This window comes from Ochrobactrum sp. BTU1, assembly GCA_018798825.1.
Taxonomy (GTDB): Bacteria; Pseudomonadota; Alphaproteobacteria; order Rhizobiales; family Rhizobiaceae; genus Brucella.
Genome location: CP076355.1, coordinates 288321 through 310158, shown reverse-complemented (window position 1 = coordinate 310158; position 21838 = coordinate 288321). Strand labels below are relative to the sequence as shown.

Genomic DNA, 21838 nt, shown 5'->3' with positions numbered 1-21838 from the left:
AAAATAGATCGCGAAGCTTGCGCGAAAGTGTCGACATGACTGAAGAAGTAGCTTTTTAGAAAAGAAGAAGGGCGCGGAATAAATTCCACGCCCCTCGAAGTATCAACTGTATCAGCTAAATGATTAGCCGCGGAACAGCGACAGGATTGACTGGCTCGACGAGTTAGCGATCGAGAGAGCCTGAACGCCCAGCTGCTGCTGAACCTGCAGAGCCGACAAACGAGCCGATTCCTTGTTCATGTCGGCGTCAACGAGCGTACCAACGCCCTTTTCAACCGAGTCGCTGAGCTTGGAAATGAAGCTCTTCTGGGTGTCGATACGTGCCTTTGCAGCACCGAGCGAGGCTGCACCGGTGGTGAGCTTGTCCAGAGCGGTTTCAACCGATTCCAGAGCAGTCTTGATTGCAGCGTCGTCAAGCTTTGCTGTGGATGGGTCGAAGAACGTATCGGCAACAAGACCGCCAGCGATACCGCCGGTGCCTGCAGCGTCAGCAAAAACCTGTACGTCAGCAGCAGCAACGTCAACGGTATCGATCGTTACGGTGGTGCCGGTACGGTTGTACGATGCAACAACCTTAAGGTCCGAAGTTGCAGCGGCGTCGTTCACGAGCAGGTTCGAACCAGCGTAGTTCGCGTTGCTGGCAGACGACTTGATCTGCGACTGGATTGCTTTCAGTTCGGTCGCGACCTTCTTCTGGTCTTCCTGGCTGGCGCCCTGAGCGCTAACCAGAAGCGACTTCATCTTGTCAACCTGGTCCTTGATGTCGTTGATTGCAGTATATGCAGTGTCGACCTTGCCGGCACCGAGGCCAAGAGCGTCCTGAACAGCCGAATTGGCCTTGTTGTCGGACTTCATCGAGGTTGCAATCGACCAGTAAGATGCATTGTCAGCAGCTTCACCGATGCGCAAGCCGGTCGAAATACGGTTCTGCGTGGTTTCCAGCGACTTGTTGGTCGAGGAAAGGGTCTGAAGAGCGGTAAGAGCTGAAGAGTTAGTAAGAATGCTAGACATTGAATTGCCCCTTGGGAAAACAAACTTGAGGGACAGGCCGGATTGAAAATTACCGGCATAGGAGAGCGGCATCATGCCTGTCACCACGAAACGCGTGGGACCTACTATGGCTAGTAGCACTATAATCCAATTGTTAAGAATATATTAATATAATGCGATCGTTTTTAATGAACCTTCATTTTGGAGGATGCCACCTCCTTGGGAGGCGTATTGCAGTCCAGTTAAAATGGAAACGTTGGTACCGCTCTAAACCCATTTTTTTGGCGCATTATCCCACACAAAGCCGCTTCGCACTTTTGTTAGAAATGCCTAACAAGCTATTGATTTGGCACCCGTCGACTTAGGAGAATGATCGTATCAGGCTTCCGACCAAGATATTCCAGCCATCGATCAGCACGAAAAATAGTATTTTGAACGGCAGGGATATCACGGTCGGCGGCAACATCATCATACCCATCGACATGGTGAGCGTCGCCACCACTAAATCGATCACCAGAAACGGCAGAACGATCAGGAAGCCGATTTCAAAACCACGTCGTAATTCAGAAATCATGAAGGCCGGAACCAACACGCGGAAATCAACAATGCCGTCTTCACCCGTGCGAAATGCCGGATCTGCTAGATCTTCAAACAGGCGTAAGTCCTTGTCGCGCACTTCGCGCATCATAAATTCCCGAAATGGATTCGAAATTTCACGAAATGCCACGTCCTGCGTGATCTCATTGCGCATCAAAGGCTGCAAGCCATTGTTCCAGGCACGATCAAACACTGGTGCCATGACATAGAAGGTCATGAATAAAGCCAGCGAGATCATCACCATGCTTGCAGGAGCCGTCTGAAGCCCAAGCCCCGAGCGCAAAAGCGAGAATGCAATGGCAAAACGGGTGAAGCTTGTGACCATGATCAGCAAGCCGGGCGCCACCGACAGAACCGTCAGAATGCCAAACAGCTGAACAATCTGTCCGCTGGCTGCACCACTTCCGGCTGGAAGAAGACTATCCAGTGACAAGGCTTGTGCATGGGCAACAGAAATAAAGACCAACGTCAGCAAGCCACTCAGGGCGAAAATTTTCTTCATTCTACTACCAGCGTCGAAATGAAAACGCGGTCGACCGCGCCTTCCGAACGCATCCGCGCCCGTTCTTCAAGATCGGCACGCAAATAGGCCAAACCAGCGGCACCCTGCAACTGCATGAGATTGACGCTCCGCAGGAAGCTCATGAAATCATCGCCCACACTGGCCGCAACTGAGGGCGGAATTTCACGGCCCGGCTTTGCAACAAGCGCCGCCTCAAGTCGGACCCATGTGGTCTGAGGAATACCAAGATTGGTCACAATCGGCTGCAGAGGGATGATGGTTCCAATGGAGCGCGATTCAAAATCACCCTGCTTCGGCTTGTCCTCCTTCGTCGTCGATTTAACTGCGGCTTGCTGGTCATCTGAGATAACGCCACCCAGATACCATCCTCCACCGCCAGCGATTGCAGTCAGCACTGCAACAGCGCCCAACAGGCCCACCAAAGAGCCTTTTGCTTTACCGTCCTTATCGATTGCCGTATCGCTCATACCTGCTCAACTTCAGAACGGAGAAATCTGATCGAGAATCTGCTGACCGTAAGGCGGCTGCTGAATTTCGCTCAGGCGACCGCGTCCACCGTAAGAAATACGCGCCTCGGCAATCTTGTCGTAGGAAATGGTGTTGTTGCCTGAAATATCGCGCGGACGTACAACACCGACAACGTTTAGCACGCGCAGCTCGTTGTTAACGCGCACTTCCTGCGAACCACGAATGATCATATTACCGTTCGGCAACGTATCGGTGACAATGGCTGCGACCTGCAGACGGATATCTTCACTGCGCTCAATCGTGCCTTTGCCCTTCGATGAGCTGTTTGATCGCGTGTTGACCGACGCATCCATGGTACCACCTGCTCCTGCACCCGAAAGGCTACTTGTGTCGAACGAAGCGCCACCGCCGTAGAGGCCTTTCGACACGCGTTCACGATCGGTCTTGTTGTCCATGTTCGCCCGATCATTTATCGAGATGATAACCGTCAGGACATCGCCGGGCTCGGCGGCGCGTGGATCTTTGAAGAAGTTCGTAGAACGCTGATCCCAAAGCGAATAGGATGCCTTGCTTGGGCGAACAGGATAGCCGCTATATTGCGGGTTGTTCTGGACACCGAGATTAGCCGCCACAGGCGAAAGGTCCGGCGCACGGCCGATCTCTTCCGGCTTTGTGGCACAGCCCGCTAAAAGGGCTAAGGTTGCCGCTGCAAAGAGCGCTTTGTTTATGCTTTTCGTCATTGCACCGAATTCCCGGATTCCGCCTGCGCGCGCTGTTCCCTGGTGAGCTGCGGCGCTGCGGTCGTGCGCTGCGAACCAACAATAACCCTTGCGAGCTTGGCTGCCTTTTCAGGCGGCATTTCATTGAGGATGATGCTCGAAACACGCGGATTGAGTTTGAGTATCAAAGCCGCCGCCGCTTCATCGCCAATCAGCGACATTTGCGCCGCAGCCGCATCAGGTTTCATCTTGGAGATGATATCGACAAGGGAATCCTGTGCTTTGTTTACGAACTCGTCGCGACGCTTCAGCCACATCTCATATTCTTTGCGCTTGGCTTCCAGCGCGCGCATACGCTCTTCAACGTCGGCCTTGAGATCAGCAAGCTGCTTGGCCTGCAGCGAATAGCGCGCATCAGCGGCCTGATCGTCGATGTTGCCGCAGAATTTGCGAATTTCATCAAGATTGCCGATGGGCGCAGAAGCCGCCAACTGCTGAGCAGCGGTTGATGGCGCGAGCCCTTCGGCCTGATTTGGGGCTGGAACAGGTGGAAGCGGCTGCTGTGCAAAAGCCGGAAAACCTGTACCGAAAAGCACTGCAAGAACTGAACCAAAGCCAATGACGTATCTAGCCATAATCATTGCACCACCAGTTCTGCGTGAAGGGCACCTGAAGTCTTGATAGCCTGCAGAATAGCAATGATGCCATTTGGTTTAACGCCGATCTGGTTCAGTCCTTTGACAAGGTTTTCAAGATTGGCCCCCGTCAGGATGCCGATCTTGGAGTCACCCTGATTGACCGCAATATCAGTATTCGGCTCAACCTCAGTTTCGCCGTAGCTAAATGGATCCGGCTGGACGACTATCGGTGTTTCCGTCACGCGCACGGTCAGGCTACCATGGCTGATCGCCACTTTGGAAATCCGTACTTTCTCGCCAATGACGACCGTGCCCGTTCGTTCATCCACGACGACGCGCGCAACTTCATCCGTGGTGATTGGCAAACCTTCCAGCTCAGCAAGGAAGCGAGCGGCAGGCACGTTCTTCGGACGCTGAAGCCGAATGGTCTTGGCATCGCGTGCAATCGCCACACCGCGGCCATACCGGCGTTTGGCAAAAACGTTGATCGTATCGGCGGCACGTACAGCAGTGGTGAAATCAGGGTCGCGCAATTCGACGACCATTTCACTGTCATTGCCGAAATTGCCTGCAACTTCGCGCTCAACAAGAGCACCGTTCGGGATACGGCCCGAGGTCGGAACACCCTGCGTTATGCTCGCAGCTTCGCCTTCAGCCGAAAATCCTGAAACGATCATGTTACCCTGCGCGACCGCATAAACCTGATTATCTGCACCCATCAGGGGCGTCATCACCAGCGTACCGCCTTGCAACGATGTTGCGTCACCCAGCGAAGACACAGTCACGTCAATACGGGAGCCGGTTCCTGCAAATGCGGGCAGATTGGCGGTTACGATAACAGCTGCGGTGTTCTTGGAACGGGTCGAATTGCGCGGAGCGCTGATACCCAAATTGTCCAACATGGCGCGCATGGATTGTTCCGTGAAAGGCGAATTGCGCAGACTGTCGCCGCTGCCTTTCAGACCGATAACGAGACCATAACCTACGAGCTGATTTTCACGTACGCCCTGAATGGTCGCAATGTCTTTCAGGCGCGCAACAGCGCTGCCCCTGCCCAGTTCGGCATAAGTCATTTTCGACGGATCGCCACCTGAGCCAAGCCAGTCTGCGTCGGCTTCTACGGCCGACCCAAACTCGCGCGCGTTCTTGGATGATTCATCCGCAAAGCCCGCAACGGGCTGCAGTGCAATAGCCAGAAGGGCAATCAGGGCTGCGCGTGCTTTTCTCACTGCATCCCCACCTGAATACGGCCATCCGCAAGCACTGTGCCCGACACGATGATACCACTATCGATATTACGGATTTTGATAAAATCGCCAGCAGCACCCGATTCAAGCGGTGTGCCCATAGCGGTGATGACAAGCGTACCAGACGTGAATACTAACGGAGCCGGAACACCACGCTTGACCAGCGATGGCTCACTAAGGGCAGATACGAGGATCGGCTTGCCCGGAAGCAGCGTCTTGCGTGCAACCTTGCCTGCCGCCTGATCTTGCGACAGCACATACTGGCTTGCAGCCGGTGCGCTGATGAAGAACTTCTTTTCCAGCAGTGCGGTATCGCTTACAATCTGACCGGGATAGACGGTTGCCGAAGGCACGACAAAAGCTATGCGGTCGGCAGCGCTTACGGCCATGGTCGCAGACCCCATTACTGCGGACAGCAGAAGGGCGGCAGTGACCAGCCTTGTTTTCCGGGAAATCGCCTTCGCATAACTCATCGCCATCACCGTTGGAGCACATCCCGAAAAGTGGAACCGGTTTTCGGACCAAGATGTGCGTGGAAACAAAAAGAAAGCATTTCTGATGCTTTAGCGCAGATTCTTCGATACAGTAGCGGCCATTTCGTCAGCTGCCTGAATGACCTTCGAGTTCATTTCATAGGCACGCTGTGCCGAAATCAAATCGGTGATTTCCTTCACCGGATCGACGTTTGATGCTTCGAGGTAACCCTGCTTGATCGCGCCATAGCCCGGATCACCCGGGACACCGACCAACGGGCCACCAGAGGCTTCCGTTTCGCGGTAGAGATTGCCACCCAGTGGCTCCAGACCGGCTTCGTTGGTGAAATTGGCAAGTGTCAGCTGACCGAGATCGACCTGATTGACCTGATCCTGCAGCTTGGCGAAAACCTGACCGGTCTCTGTAACGGTAACCTCAATGGCGTCAGGTGGAATGGTGATCGCAGGTTCGACCGGATTGCCATCGAGCGTTACCAGCTGGCCGTCGGCATTCTTGTTGAATGCACCAGCGCGCGTGTAAAGCGTTTCTCCCGTCGGGCTCTGGATTTGGAACCAGCCGCGACCCGTCAGCGCCACGTCATAGGGATTGCCGGTTTGATTGAAGCTGCCCTGAATATGCAGATTACGCACTGCGGCTGTCTGAACACCAAGCCCGACCAGCGCGCCTTCGGGAACGATTGCCTGATTGGCCTGATTTGGCACTCCAGCTGTCCGTTCCGATTGATAGAGAAGATCGGAGAACTCAGCGCGGGCACGCTTGAAGCCTGTCGTATTGATATTGGCGATGTTGTTGGCGATCACTTCCAGATTGAGCTGCTGGGCGTTCATACCGGTTGCGGCAATCGTCAGGGCTTTCATAGCAGGTCCTTATTCACTGAGAGCACTCAAACCGGCATACGGCTGATTTCGAGATAGGCCTGTACGATCTTGTCACGAATCGCGATTGCCGTCTGAAGCGACTGCTCAGCCTCCATGACCGAACCGACCACATCACGCAGCGGTGCGTCGCCCTTGATGCCCTGGATCGATTTGGCTTCCGCGGCCTGTAGCTTCTGTCCGACGGAATCCGTCATCTGCGACAGTACTTCTCCGAAAGAAGCGCCGGACGTTGTTGGAATAGCTTGCGGGGCCGAGGTCGAGCCCACGCTCTTTTCAGCAACCGTTTCAGAAAGACGCGATAGAGCGTTTCGCGCCGAAACACTCATGATTGAGTCGTACATTATGTGCTCCTCAGGAGATCGATGGTCATTGAAATCAGCTCTCGGGCTTGTTTGACGACCTGCAAATTGGCTTCGTAAGAACGGTTAGCTTCACGCATGTCCGCCATCTCGACGACCATGTTGACGTTTGGATATTTCACATAGCCACGCGCATCCGCTGCCGGATGGCTTGGGTCATATTGTTCGATAAAGGCCGACGTATCCTTACCGACTTCAGCAACCCTGACTTCGGCAGCACCCGTACCCTGTTCGATTTCAGTGCGGAAGGATACAGTTTTGCGGCGGTAAGGATCGGTATCGGCGGTCTTGGCTGTCGCCTGCGCATTGGCAAGATTTTCAGAAACGATGCGCAACCGGGTCGACTGAGCCGACAGTCCTGACGCGGCAATCTTGAGGGTATTTTGCAAGGCATCCGACACGGCTTACCCCTTCGCTACAGTCAGCATCATACGGTGAAACGCTTTGACGATGCTTGTGTTAAGCGAATATTCACGCGAGATCTCGCCTGCCTTCATCATTTCTCGCTCGACATCGACCGTATTGCCCGAATGGGTCTGCTCGGTGATATCTTCCGGGCGCAGCCGCGCGCCTGCGATGCCATTCGCCTCAACCTCTAGATGCTGCGAGCTTGTTGCAGCCATGGTGAGCTGGGTTTTGTCCAGCACGTCAGCGAAGGGCTGAACGTCGCGCGCCCGGAAATCTGGCGTATTCGCATTGGCGACATTGCCTGCAACCGTGGCCTGTCGTACCGACAACCACTGCGCCTGCCTTGCAGCCAGATCGAAAAGATGAATGGAGCTCATTGAGTTTCCCGCCTTTACAGTTCGTTAACTTAAAGGCCGGAACTTGCGTCAAGCTTGCGTAGAGCAAGGTTTCGCAAAGGCAGAGCATTCCAACACTTGGATAACGTTCATAAAATATATTTAAATCAGATAGTTATATTAATATCGACTCTGATTCAGAGAAGTGAACCAATCTGTTTTCAAGGCAGATTTACGCAAGCTTCAAAAAGGCCAGCTCATGGCCTCATCTGCGCATTTCGATCACATCGCCAGATGATGTCGTCAGCTTCCACATTCCGACCTGATTACCCCGGCCGATGGAAACCAGATGGCTGCCGTCTGGCAGGAGCGAACCCTTTTCCACGAACCAATAGCCCGACGTATCTTCGATCATCGCCATACCGCCGACCACTTCCCGCAATGCGAATACCGGCTTTGGCAATGTCTGCCTCTCGCCGCCTTCACGACCATTACCCGCACCTGTTCCAGGCAAACCCTTGCCGTTCGACATGACCGAACCTGTTGTGGTGGTGTCGATATCCTCGCTCGGGGCGACTTGATCATTCGGGCGGAAGGACGGAAAATGACGCACGGTCTTCTGGTCGGAGCGGTCAAGCGGATCAACAATCTTGCTGTCGGTCTTCTTATCCTGGCTCAGATCGACACGCTGAAGATAGGTGACGAACGGAAGCATCGAGCAGCCAACAGCAAGTGTGATCGCCGCAATCTTGAGATAGCGGTCAACCTGACTTTGCGGCTTTTTGGTTTCCCTCACAGTCGCAGCTTCCACCTCTGCTGCCAAGTCAGCAAGAATGGACTCTTCCATGGTTTTACGCGAACCCGTCTTCATGACCTTCATGCCTGTTTTTCCCCGCGCAGTGCCGCGGCAAGATCGTGATAGGGGTCAGCAGACAGCCCTGTCTCAGGCGATTGTTGGAGCGCATCATAAATGCGCGGAACAAAATCGACGGCCTGATCCAGCAATCCGTCATTACCCTTCTGATAGGCACCAATCGCACGCAGATCGCGCGTCTCTTCAAAACGTGCAACCATACTGCGCAACTGAGTGGCAAGCTTGCGCTGTTCTGGTGTCCAGTTATGTTTTGCCAGACGCGAAACCGATGCAGGAATATCGACTGCCGGATAACGTCCCTGAGCCGCAATTGCGCGATCAAGAACAATATGCCCATCCAACGTGCCGCGAATGGTATCGGAGACCGGGTCATTGTGATCGTCACCATCGACCAGCACCGAATAAATGCCCGTGATACTGCCACCCGCGTCAGTAATGCCGGGACCAGCGCGCTCTAGCAAACGCGGTAACTGACTGAACACGCTTGGCGGATAACCCCGCGATACCGGCGGCTCTTCCGCGGCAATAGCCACCTCGCGCGCAGCATGGGCAAAGCGTGTGACGGAATCTACAATCAGCAGGACATTCTGTCCAAGATCGCGGAAATATTCCGCAATCGCGGTTGCTGTATTAGGGGCAAGGCGGCGCATCATCGGGCTTTCGTCGCCGGTCGCAACCACCGTTACCGTTTTATCGAGATGCCCCGCCATTGTTTCTTCGAGCATCTCGCGCACTTCGCGACCGCGTTCACCGGTCAGTGCCAGAACAACCGTATCGAAATCGGCAGCGCGGGTCATCATGGCGAGCAAGGTGGATTTACCCACACCTGAGCCTGCAAAAATGCCGATACGTTGCCCAAAACAGAGCGGCGTGAAAATATCGATTACATTGACGCCGGTCCGCAATCCGCGATCCACGCGTGCGCGTCGCAACGCAGCTGGTGGAAGGTTTTCCGATGCCATGGGGCGTAAACCGGGTTGGAGTGAGCCTTTTCCATCCACCGCTTCGCCCAATGCATTGATTACCCTGCCCCGCCATTCCGGCGCAGGCCGAATGCGAAGCGGCCCTTCTTCAAACACAGCAGCGCCAAGTGAGGGAATTATACGATCATCAAACGGCTTCGCAAGCACCTGATGATCAGCCACACGAATGATCTCAGCAAGGCTCTGACCACTGTCAGTGCGGATAGCCACCGCATCACCCAAGCGCGCATTGCGCGAGAGGCCCCGCACTGCAATCGCCGAACGCGACACATCGCTCACCGTACCGCCAATTCCTGTCAGAGACTTTGGCGCTATCGATTGTTGGCGGGCAAAGGCGGCGAGCCGCGCGAGCGGTAAGTCAGGAGTCATCCGTTTTTGGAGCCCAGCGTCCTGATGGCTTCAGCCACTGTGCTTTCCTGTTGTGAAAGTAGATTATTCACCTGCTCAAAAGCTCGGCTAACGCTGATGAGACGGGTCATTTCCGTCATGCCATCAACATTGGAACCTTCGATCATCCCCTGCACAACTCCAACACTCATATCGTCAACGACAGCCTGCGCGGGCTTACTTGGTACAACACCGGAATTGCCTGCATAGGTGAGATCGGCATCTACTGGTATCGAGAACAGGCCAATTGCACCGATCTGTGCGCCGTTCTGGTAGACAGCACCGTCACTGGAAATCTTCGGCGCACCGCCATCCGGATTGAGAACGATAGGCGCACCGCCCACATCCAGAACCGAATTGCCTGTGACAGACACCAGTTCACCGGTTGGCATCATCTTCATGCGGCCGTCGCGAGTATAGACAACACCCTGCGGGGTGTTGACCGACATCCAGGCATCGCCTTTGACGGCAACATCAAAAGGATTACCGGTTTCCAGCATTGAGCCCGCTTCTGTGCGAATATAGCTCTTGCCTGCTGTCGCGAAGCTTACGTCTTCGCTTGCCTTGTTGGAGACGATTGTATTGAATTTCGTGCCTTCGCCGCGAAAGCCCGGCGTCGAAATATTTGCCACATTATGCGCAATGGCATCCATCCGCCGTTCAAGTGTGACAAGGGAAGACAGCCCTACGTAGATGGAATTATTTTGCATTTATCAACGTCCGCCCGGCTTGAAGTTCTGCAAAGTAGTCAGAATGCTCGACGATATGCCGACCGATGACGTGCCACCCAACAACAGCGAGGCGATAGATGCAGGGCTGCTCGTGGTTGGATTGTTCATCTCGTACATGGCCGTGAAGCGCGAGATCATCTTCGATACATAATCAGGATCTGACATTCTCGAAAAATCGACTTTGGCCTCGATCATCTTCGCTTGCTTGTCGATGTCGGCATTTGACATCACCGAGGGCCAGCCAAACGTTGTCTGCATAACGGTTAGCAAAGCCTTATCGCCAAGGATTTCGTACGCATTGGTAATGGTGGACGCTTTGCGCTCGAAATAGAGTGCCAGACGGACACCCTCGTTCTGGCTGCCAGCCTCTGTCTCCAGTGTCTGACGGATATACTTATCCATCACACCTTGCTGGGCGGCCGTGCCGTCGGTGGCTTTTTCACCCTTGCCTGCAAAATCGAATGTCGTCGCAAACTCTTTATACCGCTTGTCGGTCAGCTTGTTCGCCATGGCGTCATCGTCTTTGACGCCCTCAGTGAGTATCTTACGAACGAAAGCCTTAGCATAGGCCATGTCTTCCAGGCCGAATGACTTCATGGCATAGTTATAGAGTCGGGTGTCAGACATGAAATCATCAATGGATTTCACCTTGCCGATGTTCTCTTTGTAATAGGCGGTTTCTCGCTCGACCAGCGGCTCCTTCGAAACACGCTGCAACGACCGCGTCATATCGGACGCGATCAGCCGATAACTCATCATCGTGTTGACCAAGCGAGAACCCCCTGCAATTTTTCGCAACCTTTATGCAGCCTCAAGCTTGTCCGAAGCTGATGCATTTTAGCGTCATGTGACAAGCTTCGCGCAAGGCGCATTCCCTAGAGTGCGAAATAAGTTCGAACCAACGGGAGTCTTGCGCTTTGGGTATTCTCATCGGCCTCGCCATCACACTGGGCTGTATGCTCGGCGGTTTCATCGCCATGGGCGGTCACGTCGGCGTGCTTGTTCAGCCGTGGGAATTCGTCATTATTCTTGGCGCAGCCCTTGGCACATTCTTCATCGCCAACCCGTTTTCACTTGTGAAAGATACGGGCAAGGCTTGCGTTGAGGCCTTCACCAATGCAGTGCCAAAGCAGCGTGATTATCTCGATCTTCTCGGATTGCTTTATAGCCTGATGCGTGAGCTGCGCGCCAAGTCGCGCAACGAAGTGGAAGCCCATATCGACAACCCCAAGGAATCGCCGATCTTTCAGGCATATCCCAGCATCCTGAAGAGAGACGATCTCATCCACTTCATCTGCGATTATTGCCGCCTTATCATCGTTGGCAATGTTCGCTCACATGAAATTGAAGCGCTTATGGATGAAGAAATCCACACGCTTTCGCGCGACAAGCTCAAGCCTTACCAGGCGATGGTCAGCATTTCCGAAGCGCTGCCGGCCCTAGGTATCGTCGCAGCTGTTCTTGGTGTTATTAAAGCGATGGGTGCGCTCAACCAGTCCCCCGAAGTACTGGGCCATCTGATTGGTGCGGCGCTTGTTGGTACCTTCGCGGGTATCTTTTTTTCCTATGGTGTCGTTGGCCCGATTGCTACCAAGATCAAGTCGACGCGAGACAAGAATAACCGTCTTTACACCGTAGTTAAGCAGACACTGCTTGCATATATGAACGGTTCTCTGCCACAGATCGCCGTTGAATACGGCCGCAAGACCATCTCAGCTTATGAACGTCCAAGCATCGACGTTGTCGAGCAGGAAACAATGGCGACAACGCCGATCCAGCAGGCAGCCTGATATGACCACTCAGGGCCAGAGCCGCAAAAACGACGCGCTTGCTGAAAATCTGTTACGAGCGGCAGGATTGTCGGGCGACGATCTGAAGTCGCTTTCACACGTGTTCAAGGATGCGTCTGCGCATTTTTGCGGCCGTCTCAAACAGGGCAGCGCTGCTGCATTTGATGCGGAAGCAGGCCAGGTTGAAGCTGCGGACAATGCTTCATTCGATGCCATCATGGGTAAGGCTGCGATCATCGCGCCCCTCAAAGCCGATCGTTGGGGATGTACACTTTACCTAACCGCCGATGCGGCAATGGTATTTTCTATCATTGAGGCCATGTTTGGCGCACAGGGAAATCTCGGCAACTTCGATCTGGAACGTCCGTTCGGTTTGCTGGAGCGCAAAATCTCGAGCCTACTGACGTCTCACATGGCTGCAGCTCTTGATCAGGTATTCGCAACCACTTCGCAGGCGCTGTTTGCCGCTGGCGAATGCACGGACACGGCCGAGTTCAACCGCGACGAATTCGAGCATTCGCGCCTCTTCGTCTGCCGCATTGATGTGGTAGCGGCAGGTAAGACAGGGGCCGTGCATCTTCTTTTGCCCCGCAGCACTCATAAGCCGATGCAAGACGCCGTGGCTGCATTCCTGCGCCGCCCGCTGGATCAAGCAGATCCTGCTTGGAGCAAGCGAATGCGCAGCGAAGTCAGCCGCGCACGGATCGAGCTTGAAGCCTTCATCCAGCAAGGAAGCCTAACGCTCGACGTTCTTTCAAAACTTGAAATCGGTCAGGTTCTGAAGCTGCCGACGGATGCAATGGAACAGGTGCGTTTGCGTGCTGGCGATCAGCAGCTTTTCAAATGCACGCTCGGGAAGTCCGGCATTCACTTTACAGTCAAGGTTGGCGATGCGGTCAATCAGGAAGAGGATCTCATCGATGAGCTTGTTGCTGGCTAACATACTTTCCACGCTGATGGCTCTCGGCTCGCTCGGCGCGCTCATCATCGTCGGGCGCAAGGCCAATGAGACAATCAAGCTGGGCAAGTTGCTAACGCTTCGTGTGGCTGCGGCCTCCAACGGTCTGGAGCGCGTTGCAAAATCTTTGCAGAACCAGCGTACCGATCTTGCAGATGAAACCGTCCGCATTGAAGCCCGTATCGCTGAAACTGCCCGCGTTCGTCGGGAAATGGATGAAGCGATTGAGGAGCTGAACCGAGTGCGAAAGGCTCTTTCCCGTGATGTGCGTCAGGCGCGCAATGTTACGGCAGCAGTTGCTCGTATTGAGGAGCAGGCTTTTCCTCCTATGAGCGAGCCTTCGCCAAAAGAAAAGAACGCATTACCTGTTTTCGTACGTCGCGCCGTCAAGAAGGCGACCGTTGAAATTGCGGGGCAGGCATGAGCAAGAACAAGGATGAAGAAATGCAGCATGAGCTCGACGAAGCAATCGAAGAGTTGCAGGAAGATAAGCCGCGCGCTGAAAAGACAGGCGCAGCGAAGCCCAATCTCGAGCTCATCATGGGCATTCCGGTCGACGTTCAGGTCGTGCTGGGCGGAACAACCATGCCTGTCGCCAATCTAATGAAGCTTGGTCGCGGTGCTGTTATCACCCTCGACAAGCAGATCGGCGACCCGGTCGATATCGTCGTCAATGGGCGAGTGATTGCGCGCGGTGAAGTTATCGTTCTTGAAGACGATTCTTCGCGCTTCGGCGTCAGCCTCACCGAAATCATCGGTAAGTAACGGATCGACCATGGCCGATAATGAATCGCAGAAGCCTCTCGATGACAGCACAAGCGGAGTGGTTGACACTCTTTCCGGTCCGCAGAAAGCGGCTGCGATCCTTGTCGCAATCGGCCGCCCTTCTGCCGCTCGGCTGCTCAAACATTTCAACGCCGACGATTTGCGCAAGCTTGCAGGCCATGCCCGCACGCTTGAACCCATTTCACCGCTCGACTTTGAACATCTGGTGAAACAGTTCGAAGATTCATTTGCCGAAGGCGCGCCCGTTTCAGAGGCAGCACAGCGCTTTGAAGGCCTGCTGCGCGAAGCCTTGCCGCAAGACGAAGCCGATGCCGTGTTTGAAGAGCGCGTTCAGCCGCAGCTAGTTCAGGAATCCATTTGGGTACAACTTGCGAGACTGCCGGTTGAGAGCCTGCAGGCCTATCTCTCGGATCAGCATCCGCAGATCATCGCTTATATCGTCTCCAAGCTGCCATCGGATCTCGCCGCCCGCATGTTTGTAAGTCTACCGCCACAGTTGCGCAGTGCCGTCGTGCAGCGTTCGCTGCATATTGGGAATGTTGCACCAGCTGCAGCCGATCTTCTGGAAGATGTATTGCGCCGCGACCTGCTCGGCCGCACCGATGCAGGCCCTGTCAAAGCCCATCACGGCCAGATCGCCAATATCTTCAACCAGCTCGACCGGCAGGAGATGGAAGAGCTCATGTCTAGTCTCAAAGATCTCAGTCAAGACGACATCGCACGCATCAAGGCGAAACTCTTCAACTTTGAAGATGTCGAACGTCTCTCGCAACGCGCCCGTCTTCTGCTATTCGATGAAGTCCAGACCGAACAGATTGCAACCGCATTGCGTGGTGCCGACACGTCTCTTCAGGAAATGGTGCTATCCTCGCTTTCCACACGCGGTCGCCGTATGGTCGAAAGCGAATTGGCAGCCGAACAAGGCAACATCACCAGTCAGAACATCGCAAACGCACGGCGCGCAATTGCACGCATCGCTATCGATCTTTCTGAGCGCGGTATCATCACTCTCGATCCAGGCGCAGACCCGAAATAGGGCGCCGAACTGATTGGAGCGGATCGGCATTCTAGTCAACTGTCCTAACGCGCATCTCTGTCCGAAAAACCGTTTCACACTGTTCGGAATGCGCTCTAATCTTGCGTGTAACATATGTCCGACGATACCGATAAAGAGAGTAAAACCGAGGACGCGACCGAGAAAAAGATCCGCGACGCTTTGGACAAGGGCAACATGCCTTTCTCCCGCGAAACGCCAATCCTTGCTGGTATCGCATCCTTTCTGGTGATTGCGGTCTTCGTCGCGGCACCCGCAACAACCAAACTGGCTGTTTTCTTGCGCGAACTAATGGACCGTCCAGAAGATTGGACTCTAAACAGCGCGGAAGATGCAAGCCATCTGTTTGGCATTCTGTCGCTTTCTGTCGGTGCAGCCCTCATTCCGGTCTTCATCATCATTCCACTTGCAGGCATTGCTGCTTCTGTCTTCCAAAATGCGCCGCGATTGGTCGGTGAACGTATTCGCCCACAAGCATCGCGCATTTCCTTGCTCAAAGGCTGGACGCGCATTTTCGGTCGTGCCGGTCAGGTCGAATTCCTCAAATCATTGGCAAAATTCGTTGCCGCCAGCGTGATCGTTTTCTTTGTCTTCTTCAAAGGCAATAACCTCTTCACCGAAGCGGTCGCTACCGACCCGAGCGCATTACCCGAGTTTCTGCGTGAGAATCTCGTGCGGCTTTTGGTGGCAAATGTCCTCGCGATCACCGCGATTGCCGGCTTCGATCTTGCATGGTCGCGCATTCACTGGAAACAGGAACTGCGCATGACCAAGCAGGAAATAAAGGACGAGCTCAAGCAGTCAGAAGGCGATCCACTGGTTAAAGCACGGCTGCGCTCGCTGGGCCGCGACCGCGCTCGGCGCCGCATGATCAACGCAGTTCCAACAGCCACGCTGATTGTCGCAAATCCGACCCACTTTTCTGTAGCATTACGCTATCGACCTCATGAGGAGGCAGCACCAATCGTTGTTGCAAAAGGACAAGATCTCATCGCCCTCAAGATAAGAGAAATAGCAACCGCAAATTCCATTCCAGTATTTGAGGATGTACAATTGGCACGTGCTCTCTATAAGCAGGTGAATGTCGACCAGATGATCGCACCTGAATTCTATAAGGCGGTCGCCGAACTGATCCGCGTCATCAATGCCCGGCATACTATACGATGACAGGTTTTCAGATGACTTTAGAGTATTCTAATATATTATCAGTCTGTTCTTACTGATCGGCGGTTACACGATGAAGAGTCTTCAATTCTCAAACGAACGCGAGGCAATCATTGCCGAAAACATCCGAGAAGTCGTTGCTGAACTTCGACTAGTTGATCCTGCCGACTATATCGCCTTCATACGCTGCGAATTGTTTGCAAACATTGCCGATATCGTCGCTTCGGCGACGGAGTTGCATTTCTTCCCTGGTACTCTCGAGCTGGGGCATGGCGGTGAGTTCCAGTGCGACTGGTACGGCCCCCCTTCCATTGTTCTCGACATGGAGTTTCGTAGTAGGGGTGTCTATGCCTACTTCCGGCTCACCCTTTCAGGCAAGACCGCTAGCGTGGAACTCAGCCATATCGTGTTCGAGAATCCCGATGAAAATCCTGCGCAGAACACGACAAGGCTAATCGACGCAATAGACAGCGCGCGGCTTCCATTGCGAAAAATCGCCTAACTCATGTGGCCAGGAAGCATCGGAAGCTTGAGCGCCCGGTGTCAACAGTTTGGCGCTGACCCCGAAATTAAATCAGATGCGCCACTTCGGGCATCTCAATAAGGCCCAGCGAAAGGGCGGTCGCCACAGCAGACGTCCGGTTTGAACAGTTGAGCTTGATCTTCGCATTTTGAAGATAGGTCACAACGGTCCAACGAGCAATGCTGAGAATTTCCGCGATCTCACCATCGGTTTTGCCATTTGCAGCCCATCGCAGACAGTCAATCTCACGCGGGGTCAAAAGTGATGCAGCAGATTTCGTTTCGTCACACCCGCAGAGCTTATTGTGAATGATGCCGGAAACGCTAAGCAATCGTGGACGCATCCTGGAGACGAAATAATCGCGCGGTTCTCCCTCGCCCAGATCAAAACAAAATAGTGTGCAACCAGATGCTGCTTTCGGATTGCGTGCAGAAACGGCGAGGAAAACATTGCCGAGTCCGTGCTTCTCGGCATCTTGCATCATCTCCGCTACATCTGGACAGACATCCGCGTCCAATTTGAGATCCCGCACAATGCCGCCGGAATCATTTCTGAAGTAAGGAGCATCCTCCTGGAAAATCGGATCAACTACAAAATAGTTTTTTGTCGAGTACCGTGTGACCCAACTCGAAGGAAACGTCATAACCACAGTTAGGTCAGACGAGTTTGTCTTCGTACAATCCCCTACTCGCCCACGATAGGTGTGCATAATGTAACGACATCCGATTTCATCTCGGATACGCGTCAGAAGTGCCAAAGAGTCGCCCTGAAACGACGTGCCGAAGAATGTCTTTTTGAAATTTGGGAAATGAATTAAGTCGAGAGTCATTGCATAATATCCTTGGTAATAAAGCATGAACGAGCTTCATCTGGCGCCAAAAAATACCGGCGGCGAATCGTCTTCATCAGGCCTTCAATCACTTATAAGTCACATAAAAAATGGGCTGCTATGCAACCCGCAATAAATTGATTGCTATGTATTACACACAAAAAGCATGTCGAAATAAGGCAGGGGCAAATGAAAAATGATTTACAAATGAGATTTCCGTGAAACAGCGTCTCGGCGCGAGCCCGATGTACTATTTTGAAACATCAGACTGTTTTTTTCCGTATGCCCTGAAGAAAAACTCTAACGCATTCTCGACATTCTTGGAAATAGCCTGCTCGGAAGGCGGCTCCGTCAGGACGCCAAAGAGGCGAGGCCGATAAAGTCCCGACAGAAACAGATCCGTGAGTTGATAGGCTTTCTCCAGCGGATCGAACGGCTCCAGCTCTCCAGCGTCAATCATCCTGGACAGAAAGTCTGACATAATCAAGTGACTACGCTTGGGACCGCGTTCATAAAAACGTGCCGACAATTCCGGCTTGCGTTCGCTAACCCCAAGAATGATGCGCTGCGCTCGGATCGCTGTGGTCGATGTAATAAGCGTGACCAGTGTCACACCAAAATCGGCGAGCTCTTCGCGCGTGGAGAATCCCTTGTCGATTTTGGCAACCATCTGGCTAAATGTCGTCATGCGATAATGCTCGCACAAAGCGACAAACAGATCTTCCTTGCTGTTGAAGTAAACGTAAATCGTTCCCTTGGAGACACCAGCTTCCCGTGTGATGTCGTTCATGCTGGCAGCATCAAAGCCCATACGCAGAAACACGTTCTGGGCGCCTTCGAGAATTTGCTGACGCTTTATCGGATCCTGTCCTGCACCAAGGCGCGTGCGCGTGCTTTCCGCATCGGTTTCGCAAGCGATCGGGTCTGAACCGCTACCGTCGACGGTGGCATCAGGACCTTCCTTTAAGCATTGTTCACGATTCATTGTATAAAACTCGCAACTTTTTCGAACCAAACGGTTCGATGTCACTTGATATGGGCGACTTATTGCTCTAAGTCAACATCGAACCAAGCGGTTCGTTGAAGCGGTTATACAGAAAGTTTGCCTTATGTCCGCCCCCAAGTCTGTTGATACGGCTGATATCCGTCCATTCCCTACACCCGCTGGTCAGGGAGAACAGTCCAGAGTGAACGCCGAACCCATGGGGGAACGGCTTGCTCCGCGGACTGCTCCGGATACGGCAGCACCAAGCGCCCCGCCCACTGACGCAAAGGGTGGAAAGAAAAAAGGCTTCGGGAAGCGCGTTCTGCTTCCGGGCATTCTCATTGTTGCTGTCGCTGGCGGCCTTTGGTATGGTTATGACTGGTGGACGGTTGGCCGCTTCATGGTTTCAACGGACGACGCTTATGTGCAGGGCGACATTGCATCGATTGCTCCGAAAGTCACCGGCTATATCGAAAACATTCCAGTTGTCGCCAACCAGCACCTTAAAGCTGGCGATGTGATCTTCCAGCTCGATGCTGGCGACTATCAGATCGCGCTTGACGATGCGGAAGCCAAGCTCAACACGCAGAAACAGACACTTGCACGCATCAATGCGCAGGTTGACGCTTCGAAGGCGAGTTTGCAGCAGGCGCAGGCAGACGAACAGGCTTCGCAGGCCGTTCTGAAGAATGCCGAAAGCACGATGGTCCGCGTGCAGAAGCTGCATGATACGCGCTTCTCTGCACAGTCCGAACTCGATAACGCACAGTCAGCGCTCGATCAGGCCAAGGCAAAGCTTGCCGGCTCGAATGCGCAGATTGCTTCGGCAAATGCGAATATCGAAGTGCTGAATGCGCAGTATAAGGAAGCGGAAAGCACCATGCGTTCGCTGGAGCTCGCCCGCGACAAAGCTGCGCGAGACCTCAATTTCACCACCCTGCGCGCGCCTTTTGACGGTGTTGTCGGCAATCTTTCCGGCAAGAAGGGCGATCTCGTTTCGGCTGGCCAGAAGATCGCAGCACTCGTTCCTGTGAATGCGCTCTATATCGATGCCAACTTCAAGGAAACGCAACTCGGCCACATCAAAACCGGCGAAACTGCGCGTATCTATGTTGATGCCATCGACGGCCCTTACTTAGAAGGCAAGGTCGCATCGGTTGCTCCGGCATCGGGCGCCGTGTTCTCGCTGCTGCCACCTGAAAATGCGACGGGCAACTTCACCAAGATCGTCCAGCGTGTTCCGGTTCGTATCATGATCCCGCAGGAAGCGCTCGATTCGGGCAAAATTCGTGCAGGTCTCAGCGTGACGGTTGATGTGGACACCCGCACCGCACCTGAAGACAAGGTCAACTAAAGAAGCGATTACTTTGCAGAGCGCATATCCGGATTTAGGAAACAGCTTTCGGTATGCGCGTGAAAACGGCTCATTAGAAAAATTTGGTAGCGCAGCGGACAAGTTTCGCGCGCCGTTCCTCTTCCTATTCGGAGTGCGCCTTCATGGCTGCAAACACCACGATGGGGCCTATGGCTCCCGCAGAAGATCGCATCGATCCCAAGAAGGCAATTGCCTTTCTTGCAATGGTGTTCGGCATGTTCATGGCAATTCTGGACATCCAGATTGTGTCTGCATCGCTGTCCGAAATTCAGGCAGGCCTCAGCGCTAGTTCCGATGAAATCTCGTGGGTTCAGACTTCCTATCTGATTGCGGAGGTCATCATGATCCCGCTGTCAGGCTTCCTCGGACGTCTTGTCTCCACCCGCGTGCTGTTTACGGTTTCCGCCGCTGGCTTCACGCTTGCCTCCATGCTCTGCGCAACTGCCACCAATATCGATCAGATGATCGTCTATCGTGCCATTCAGGGCTTCATCGGCGGCGGTATGATCCCGAGTGTGTTTGCAGCCGCATTCACGATCTTCCCGCCATCAAAGCGCTCCATCGTATCGCCGATGATCGGCCTTGTCGCGACGCTTGCACCAACCATCGGCCCGACCGTTGGCGGCTATCTCAGCCACGCATTCTCGTGGCACTGGCTGTTTCTTGTTAATGTCGGACCAGGCATACTCGTCACAATCGCAGCTTGGAACCTCATTGACTTCGACGAAGGCGACAGCTCGCTTCTCAGCAAATTCGACTGGTGGGGCCTCGCGGGCATGGCAGCCTTCTTAGGCTCGATGGAATACGTGCTTGAAGAAGGACCGCGCAACGACTGGCTGCAGGATGAAGCGATCTTCATTCTGAGCGGCGTGATGGTTATAGGCGGCATTCTCTTCTTCTTCCGAGCGTTCACAGCCGAAGAACCCATTGTGGACTTACGTGCCTTCAAGAATGTCAACTTTGCCTTTGGCTCACTGTTCTCGTTTGTGATGGGTGTTGGCCTTTATGGCCTCACTTATCTTTATCCCCTCTTTCTCAGTAGCATCCGGGGTTACGACGCCCTGATGATCGGGGAAGCGCTGTTTGTCAGCGGCCTTGCCATGTTCTTTACTGCACCGCTAGCAGGATTCCTGTCGACGCGCATGGACCCTCGCCTGATGATGATGATCGGCTTCCTTGGCTTTGCCGCGGGAACATGGATGGTCACAGGGCTGACTGCTGACTGGGATTTCTATGAGCTTCTGCTGCCGCAGATCCTGCGCGGCTGTTCGCTGATGCTTTGCATGGTGCCGATCAACAATCTGGCGCTCGGCACCTTGCCGCCTGCGCTGCTGAAAAACGCTTCCGGTCTTTTCAACCTGACCCGAAATCTCGGTGGTGCTGTTGGTCTGGCCGTCATCAACACCATTCTCACCCGTCGCAGCGATATGCACTATGAGCGTTTGGCTGAACATGTGCGCTGGGGCAATGCCGAGGCTGAGCAGATGTTGGCAAACCTGACTGCTAAGTATAATTCAGCCGGCCTGGATGGCGCGACAATCGCCATTTCCAAAATGTCGGGCATGGTGCGCCAGCAGGCAACGCTCATGTCCTTTATCGACGTATTCTTCATACTCACGATGATGTTCTGCACGCTCGCAGCTTGTGCCGTGATGTTACGCAAGCCAAAGCAAGCAGCTGGAGGTGGCGGCGGCGGTCACTAAATAATCCAGATTTGATTTCATACGAAACCGAAACCGCTT

General features: G+C 53.8%; 26 protein-coding genes. 9 read left to right on the top strand and 17 right to left on the bottom strand.

Annotated features, from left to right (window positions below; translation table 11 throughout):
• Positions 1 to 123 precede the first annotated feature (123 nt).
• The 15 genes from KMS41_12740 to KMS41_12670 all read right to left on the bottom strand — a co-directional run bounded on the left by KMS41_12740 (position 124) and on the right by KMS41_12670 (position 11403).
• Positions 124 to 1011, bottom strand: coding sequence for a flagellin (locus KMS41_12740; protein ID QWK79796.1), 888 nt, complete (start codon positions 1009 to 1011; stop codon positions 124 to 126).
• 340 nt (positions 1012 to 1351) lie between these two features.
• On the bottom strand, positions 1352 to 2089 hold the full coding sequence (gene fliP / locus KMS41_12735; protein ID QWK79795.1) for a flagellar type III secretion system pore protein FliP: 738 nt from the start codon (positions 2087 to 2089) through the stop codon (positions 1352 to 1354).
• Positions 2086 to 2577 (bottom strand): flagellar basal body-associated FliL family protein, encoded by a 492-nt coding sequence (locus KMS41_12730; protein ID QWK79794.1) that lies wholly within the window; start codon positions 2575 to 2577, stop codon positions 2086 to 2088. The genes fliP and KMS41_12730 overlap by 4 nt, the downstream gene beginning before the upstream one ends.
• 12 nt (positions 2578 to 2589) lie before the next feature.
• A complete protein-coding gene (locus tag KMS41_12725; GenBank protein ID QWK79793.1) occupies positions 2590 to 3318 on the bottom strand; it encodes a flagellar basal body L-ring protein FlgH in 729 nt (242 codons plus the stop codon).
• Complete coding sequence (locus KMS41_12720) at positions 3315 to 3938, bottom strand: MotE family protein (protein QWK79792.1); 624 nt, start codon at positions 3936 to 3938, stop codon at positions 3315 to 3317. The genes KMS41_12725 and KMS41_12720 overlap by 4 nt, the downstream gene beginning before the upstream one ends.
• Positions 3935 to 5164 carry a flagellar basal body P-ring protein FlgI gene (locus KMS41_12715; GenBank protein ID QWK79791.1) on the bottom strand — a complete coding sequence of 410 codons (1230 nt, stop codon included), beginning with the start codon at positions 5162 to 5164 and terminating at the stop codon, positions 3935 to 3937. The genes KMS41_12720 and KMS41_12715 overlap by 4 nt, the downstream gene beginning before the upstream one ends.
• Positions 5161 to 5655, bottom strand: a complete 495-nt coding sequence (gene flgA, locus KMS41_12710) for a flagellar basal body P-ring formation protein FlgA (protein ID QWK79790.1) — start codon at positions 5653 to 5655, stop codon at positions 5161 to 5163. The genes KMS41_12715 and flgA overlap by 4 nt, the downstream gene beginning before the upstream one ends.
• Before the next feature lie 90 nt (positions 5656 to 5745).
• Positions 5746 to 6534: a flagellar basal-body rod protein FlgG gene (gene flgG, locus KMS41_12705; GenBank protein QWK79789.1), complete on the bottom strand. Its 789-nt coding sequence runs from the start codon at positions 6532 to 6534 to the stop codon at positions 5746 to 5748.
• A 26-nt stretch (positions 6535 to 6560) separates the two neighbouring features.
• Positions 6561 to 6896, bottom strand: coding sequence for a flagellar hook-basal body complex protein FliE (gene fliE / locus KMS41_12700; GenBank protein QWK79788.1), 336 nt, complete (start codon positions 6894 to 6896; stop codon positions 6561 to 6563).
• The gene (flgC, locus tag KMS41_12695; GenBank protein QWK79787.1) at positions 6896 to 7315 is read right to left on the bottom strand and encodes a flagellar basal body rod protein FlgC; all 420 of its coding nucleotides are present in this window, start codon (positions 7313 to 7315) and stop codon (positions 6896 to 6898) included. The genes fliE and flgC overlap by 1 nt, the downstream gene beginning before the upstream one ends.
• A gap of 3 nt (positions 7316 to 7318) precedes the next feature.
• The gene (gene flgB / locus KMS41_12690; GenBank protein ID QWK79786.1) at positions 7319 to 7699 is read right to left on the bottom strand and encodes a flagellar basal body rod protein FlgB; all 381 of its coding nucleotides are present in this window, start codon (positions 7697 to 7699) and stop codon (positions 7319 to 7321) included.
• Between the two features lie 223 nt (positions 7700 to 7922).
• Positions 7923 to 8528, bottom strand: coding sequence for a hypothetical protein (locus KMS41_12685; GenBank protein QWK80242.1), 606 nt, complete (start codon positions 8526 to 8528; stop codon positions 7923 to 7925).
• Between the two features lie 5 nt (positions 8529 to 8533).
• On the bottom strand, positions 8534 to 9883 hold the full coding sequence (gene fliI / locus KMS41_12680) for a flagellar protein export ATPase FliI (GenBank protein ID QWK79785.1): 1350 nt from the start codon (positions 9881 to 9883) through the stop codon (positions 8534 to 8536).
• A complete protein-coding gene (flgF, locus tag KMS41_12675; GenBank protein QWK79784.1) occupies positions 9880 to 10611 on the bottom strand; it encodes a flagellar basal-body rod protein FlgF in 732 nt (243 codons plus the stop codon). Before flgF ends, fliI begins: the two co-directional genes overlap by 4 nt.
• A gap of 3 nt (positions 10612 to 10614) precedes the next feature.
• Complete coding sequence (locus KMS41_12670) at positions 10615 to 11403, bottom strand: DUF1217 domain-containing protein (protein QWK79783.1); 789 nt, start codon at positions 11401 to 11403, stop codon at positions 10615 to 10617.
• A gap of 146 nt (positions 11404 to 11549) precedes the next feature.
• Here KMS41_12670 and motA point away from each other — a divergent pair, with 146 nt between their 5' ends.
• The 7 genes from motA (at position 11550) to KMS41_12635 (ending at position 16886) form a co-directional block, all read left to right on the top strand.
• Positions 11550 to 12422 (top strand): flagellar motor stator protein MotA, encoded by an 873-nt coding sequence (gene motA / locus KMS41_12665; GenBank protein ID QWK79782.1) that lies wholly within the window; start codon positions 11550 to 11552, stop codon positions 12420 to 12422.
• Position 12423: 1 nt separating this feature from the next.
• Positions 12424 to 13362 carry a FliM/FliN family flagellar motor switch protein gene (locus tag KMS41_12660; GenBank protein ID QWK79781.1) on the top strand — a complete coding sequence of 313 codons (939 nt, stop codon included), beginning with the start codon at positions 12424 to 12426 and terminating at the stop codon, positions 13360 to 13362.
• A complete protein-coding gene (locus KMS41_12655) occupies positions 13343 to 13804 on the top strand; it encodes a hypothetical protein (GenBank protein ID QWK79780.1) in 462 nt (153 codons plus the stop codon). Before KMS41_12660 ends, KMS41_12655 begins: the two co-directional genes overlap by 20 nt.
• Positions 13801 to 14145 carry a flagellar motor switch protein FliN gene (fliN, locus tag KMS41_12650; protein QWK79779.1) on the top strand — a complete coding sequence of 115 codons (345 nt, stop codon included), beginning with the start codon at positions 13801 to 13803 and terminating at the stop codon, positions 14143 to 14145. The genes KMS41_12655 and fliN overlap by 4 nt, the downstream gene beginning before the upstream one ends.
• 10 nt (positions 14146 to 14155) lie before the next feature.
• The gene (fliG, locus tag KMS41_12645; protein QWK79778.1) at positions 14156 to 15202 is read left to right on the top strand and encodes a flagellar motor switch protein FliG; all 1047 of its coding nucleotides are present in this window, start codon (positions 14156 to 14158) and stop codon (positions 15200 to 15202) included.
• A gap of 114 nt (positions 15203 to 15316) precedes the next feature.
• Entirely contained in the window at positions 15317 to 16387 is a 1071-nt protein-coding gene (locus tag KMS41_12640) for a flagellar type III secretion system protein FlhB (protein ID QWK79777.1), read from the top strand.
• A gap of 70 nt (positions 16388 to 16457) precedes the next feature.
• Entirely contained in the window at positions 16458 to 16886 is a 429-nt protein-coding gene (locus tag KMS41_12635; protein QWK79776.1) for a hypothetical protein, read from the top strand.
• Between the two features lie 67 nt (positions 16887 to 16953).
• Here KMS41_12635 and KMS41_12630 read toward each other — a convergent pair whose 3' ends face one another.
• Both KMS41_12630 and KMS41_12625 read right to left on the bottom strand, forming a co-directional pair.
• On the bottom strand, positions 16954 to 17736 hold the full coding sequence (locus KMS41_12630) for an autoinducer binding domain-containing protein (protein ID QWK79775.1): 783 nt from the start codon (positions 17734 to 17736) through the stop codon (positions 16954 to 16956).
• Between the two features lie 250 nt (positions 17737 to 17986).
• Positions 17987 to 18721 (bottom strand): TetR/AcrR family transcriptional regulator, encoded by a 735-nt coding sequence (locus KMS41_12625; GenBank protein ID QWK79774.1) that lies wholly within the window; start codon positions 18719 to 18721, stop codon positions 17987 to 17989.
• Between the two features lie 124 nt (positions 18722 to 18845).
• Between KMS41_12625 and KMS41_12620 the strand changes: the two genes are divergently transcribed.
• Both KMS41_12620 and KMS41_12615 read left to right on the top strand, forming a co-directional pair.
• Complete coding sequence (locus KMS41_12620) at positions 18846 to 20075, top strand: HlyD family secretion protein (protein ID QWK79773.1); 1230 nt, start codon at positions 18846 to 18848, stop codon at positions 20073 to 20075.
• A gap of 143 nt (positions 20076 to 20218) precedes the next feature.
• Positions 20219 to 21799 (top strand): DHA2 family efflux MFS transporter permease subunit, encoded by a 1581-nt coding sequence (locus KMS41_12615; protein QWK79772.1) that lies wholly within the window; start codon positions 20219 to 20221, stop codon positions 21797 to 21799.
• The last annotated feature ends 39 nt before the right edge of the window (positions 21800 to 21838 follow it).

Coding starts and splice junctions, on each gene's coding strand:
- KMS41_12620 (QWK79773.1), top strand. CDS start 18,846: ATGTCCGCCCCCAAGTCTGTTGATACGGCTGATATCCGTCCATTCCCT.
- flgG (QWK79789.1), bottom strand. CDS start 6,534: ATGAAAGCCCTGACGATTGCCGCAACCGGTATGAACGCCCAGCAGCTC.
- KMS41_12655 (QWK79780.1), top strand. CDS start 13,343: ATGAGCTTGTTGCTGGCTAACATACTTTCCACGCTGATGGCTCTCGGC.
- KMS41_12625 (QWK79774.1), bottom strand. CDS start 18,721: ATGAATCGTGAACAATGCTTAAAGGAAGGTCCTGATGCCACCGTCGAC.
- KMS41_12685 (QWK80242.1), bottom strand. CDS start 8,528: ATGAAGACGGGTTCGCGTAAAACCATGGAAGAGTCCATTCTTGCTGAC.
- KMS41_12635 (QWK79776.1), top strand. CDS start 16,458: ATGAAGAGTCTTCAATTCTCAAACGAACGCGAGGCAATCATTGCCGAA.
- flgF (QWK79784.1), bottom strand. CDS start 10,611: ATGCAAAATAATTCCATCTACGTAGGGCTGTCTTCCCTTGTCACACTT.
- flgB (QWK79786.1), bottom strand. CDS start 7,699: ATGAGCTCCATTCATCTTTTCGATCTGGCTGCAAGGCAGGCGCAGTGG.
- KMS41_12725 (QWK79793.1), bottom strand. CDS start 3,318: ATGACGAAAAGCATAAACAAAGCGCTCTTTGCAGCGGCAACCTTAGCC.
- flgA (QWK79790.1), bottom strand. CDS start 5,655: ATGAGTTATGCGAAGGCGATTTCCCGGAAAACAAGGCTGGTCACTGCC.
- fliN (QWK79779.1), top strand. CDS start 13,801: ATGAGCAAGAACAAGGATGAAGAAATGCAGCATGAGCTCGACGAAGCA.
- KMS41_12660 (QWK79781.1), top strand. CDS start 12,424: ATGACCACTCAGGGCCAGAGCCGCAAAAACGACGCGCTTGCTGAAAAT.
- fliP (QWK79795.1), bottom strand. CDS start 2,089: ATGAAGAAAATTTTCGCCCTGAGTGGCTTGCTGACGTTGGTCTTTATT.
- fliE (QWK79788.1), bottom strand. CDS start 6,896: ATGTACGACTCAATCATGAGTGTTTCGGCGCGAAACGCTCTATCGCGT.
- KMS41_12720 (QWK79792.1), bottom strand. CDS start 3,938: ATGATTATGGCTAGATACGTCATTGGCTTTGGTTCAGTTCTTGCAGTG.
- KMS41_12640 (QWK79777.1), top strand. CDS start 15,317: ATGTCCGACGATACCGATAAAGAGAGTAAAACCGAGGACGCGACCGAG.
- fliG (QWK79778.1), top strand. CDS start 14,156: ATGGCCGATAATGAATCGCAGAAGCCTCTCGATGACAGCACAAGCGGA.
- fliI (QWK79785.1), bottom strand. CDS start 9,883: ATGACTCCTGACTTACCGCTCGCGCGGCTCGCCGCCTTTGCCCGCCAA.
- KMS41_12615 (QWK79772.1), top strand. CDS start 20,219: ATGGCTGCAAACACCACGATGGGGCCTATGGCTCCCGCAGAAGATCGC.
- KMS41_12740 (QWK79796.1), bottom strand. CDS start 1,011: ATGTCTAGCATTCTTACTAACTCTTCAGCTCTTACCGCTCTTCAGACC.
- KMS41_12730 (QWK79794.1), bottom strand. CDS start 2,577: ATGAGCGATACGGCAATCGATAAGGACGGTAAAGCAAAAGGCTCTTTG.
- KMS41_12630 (QWK79775.1), bottom strand. CDS start 17,736: ATGACTCTCGACTTAATTCATTTCCCAAATTTCAAAAAGACATTCTTC.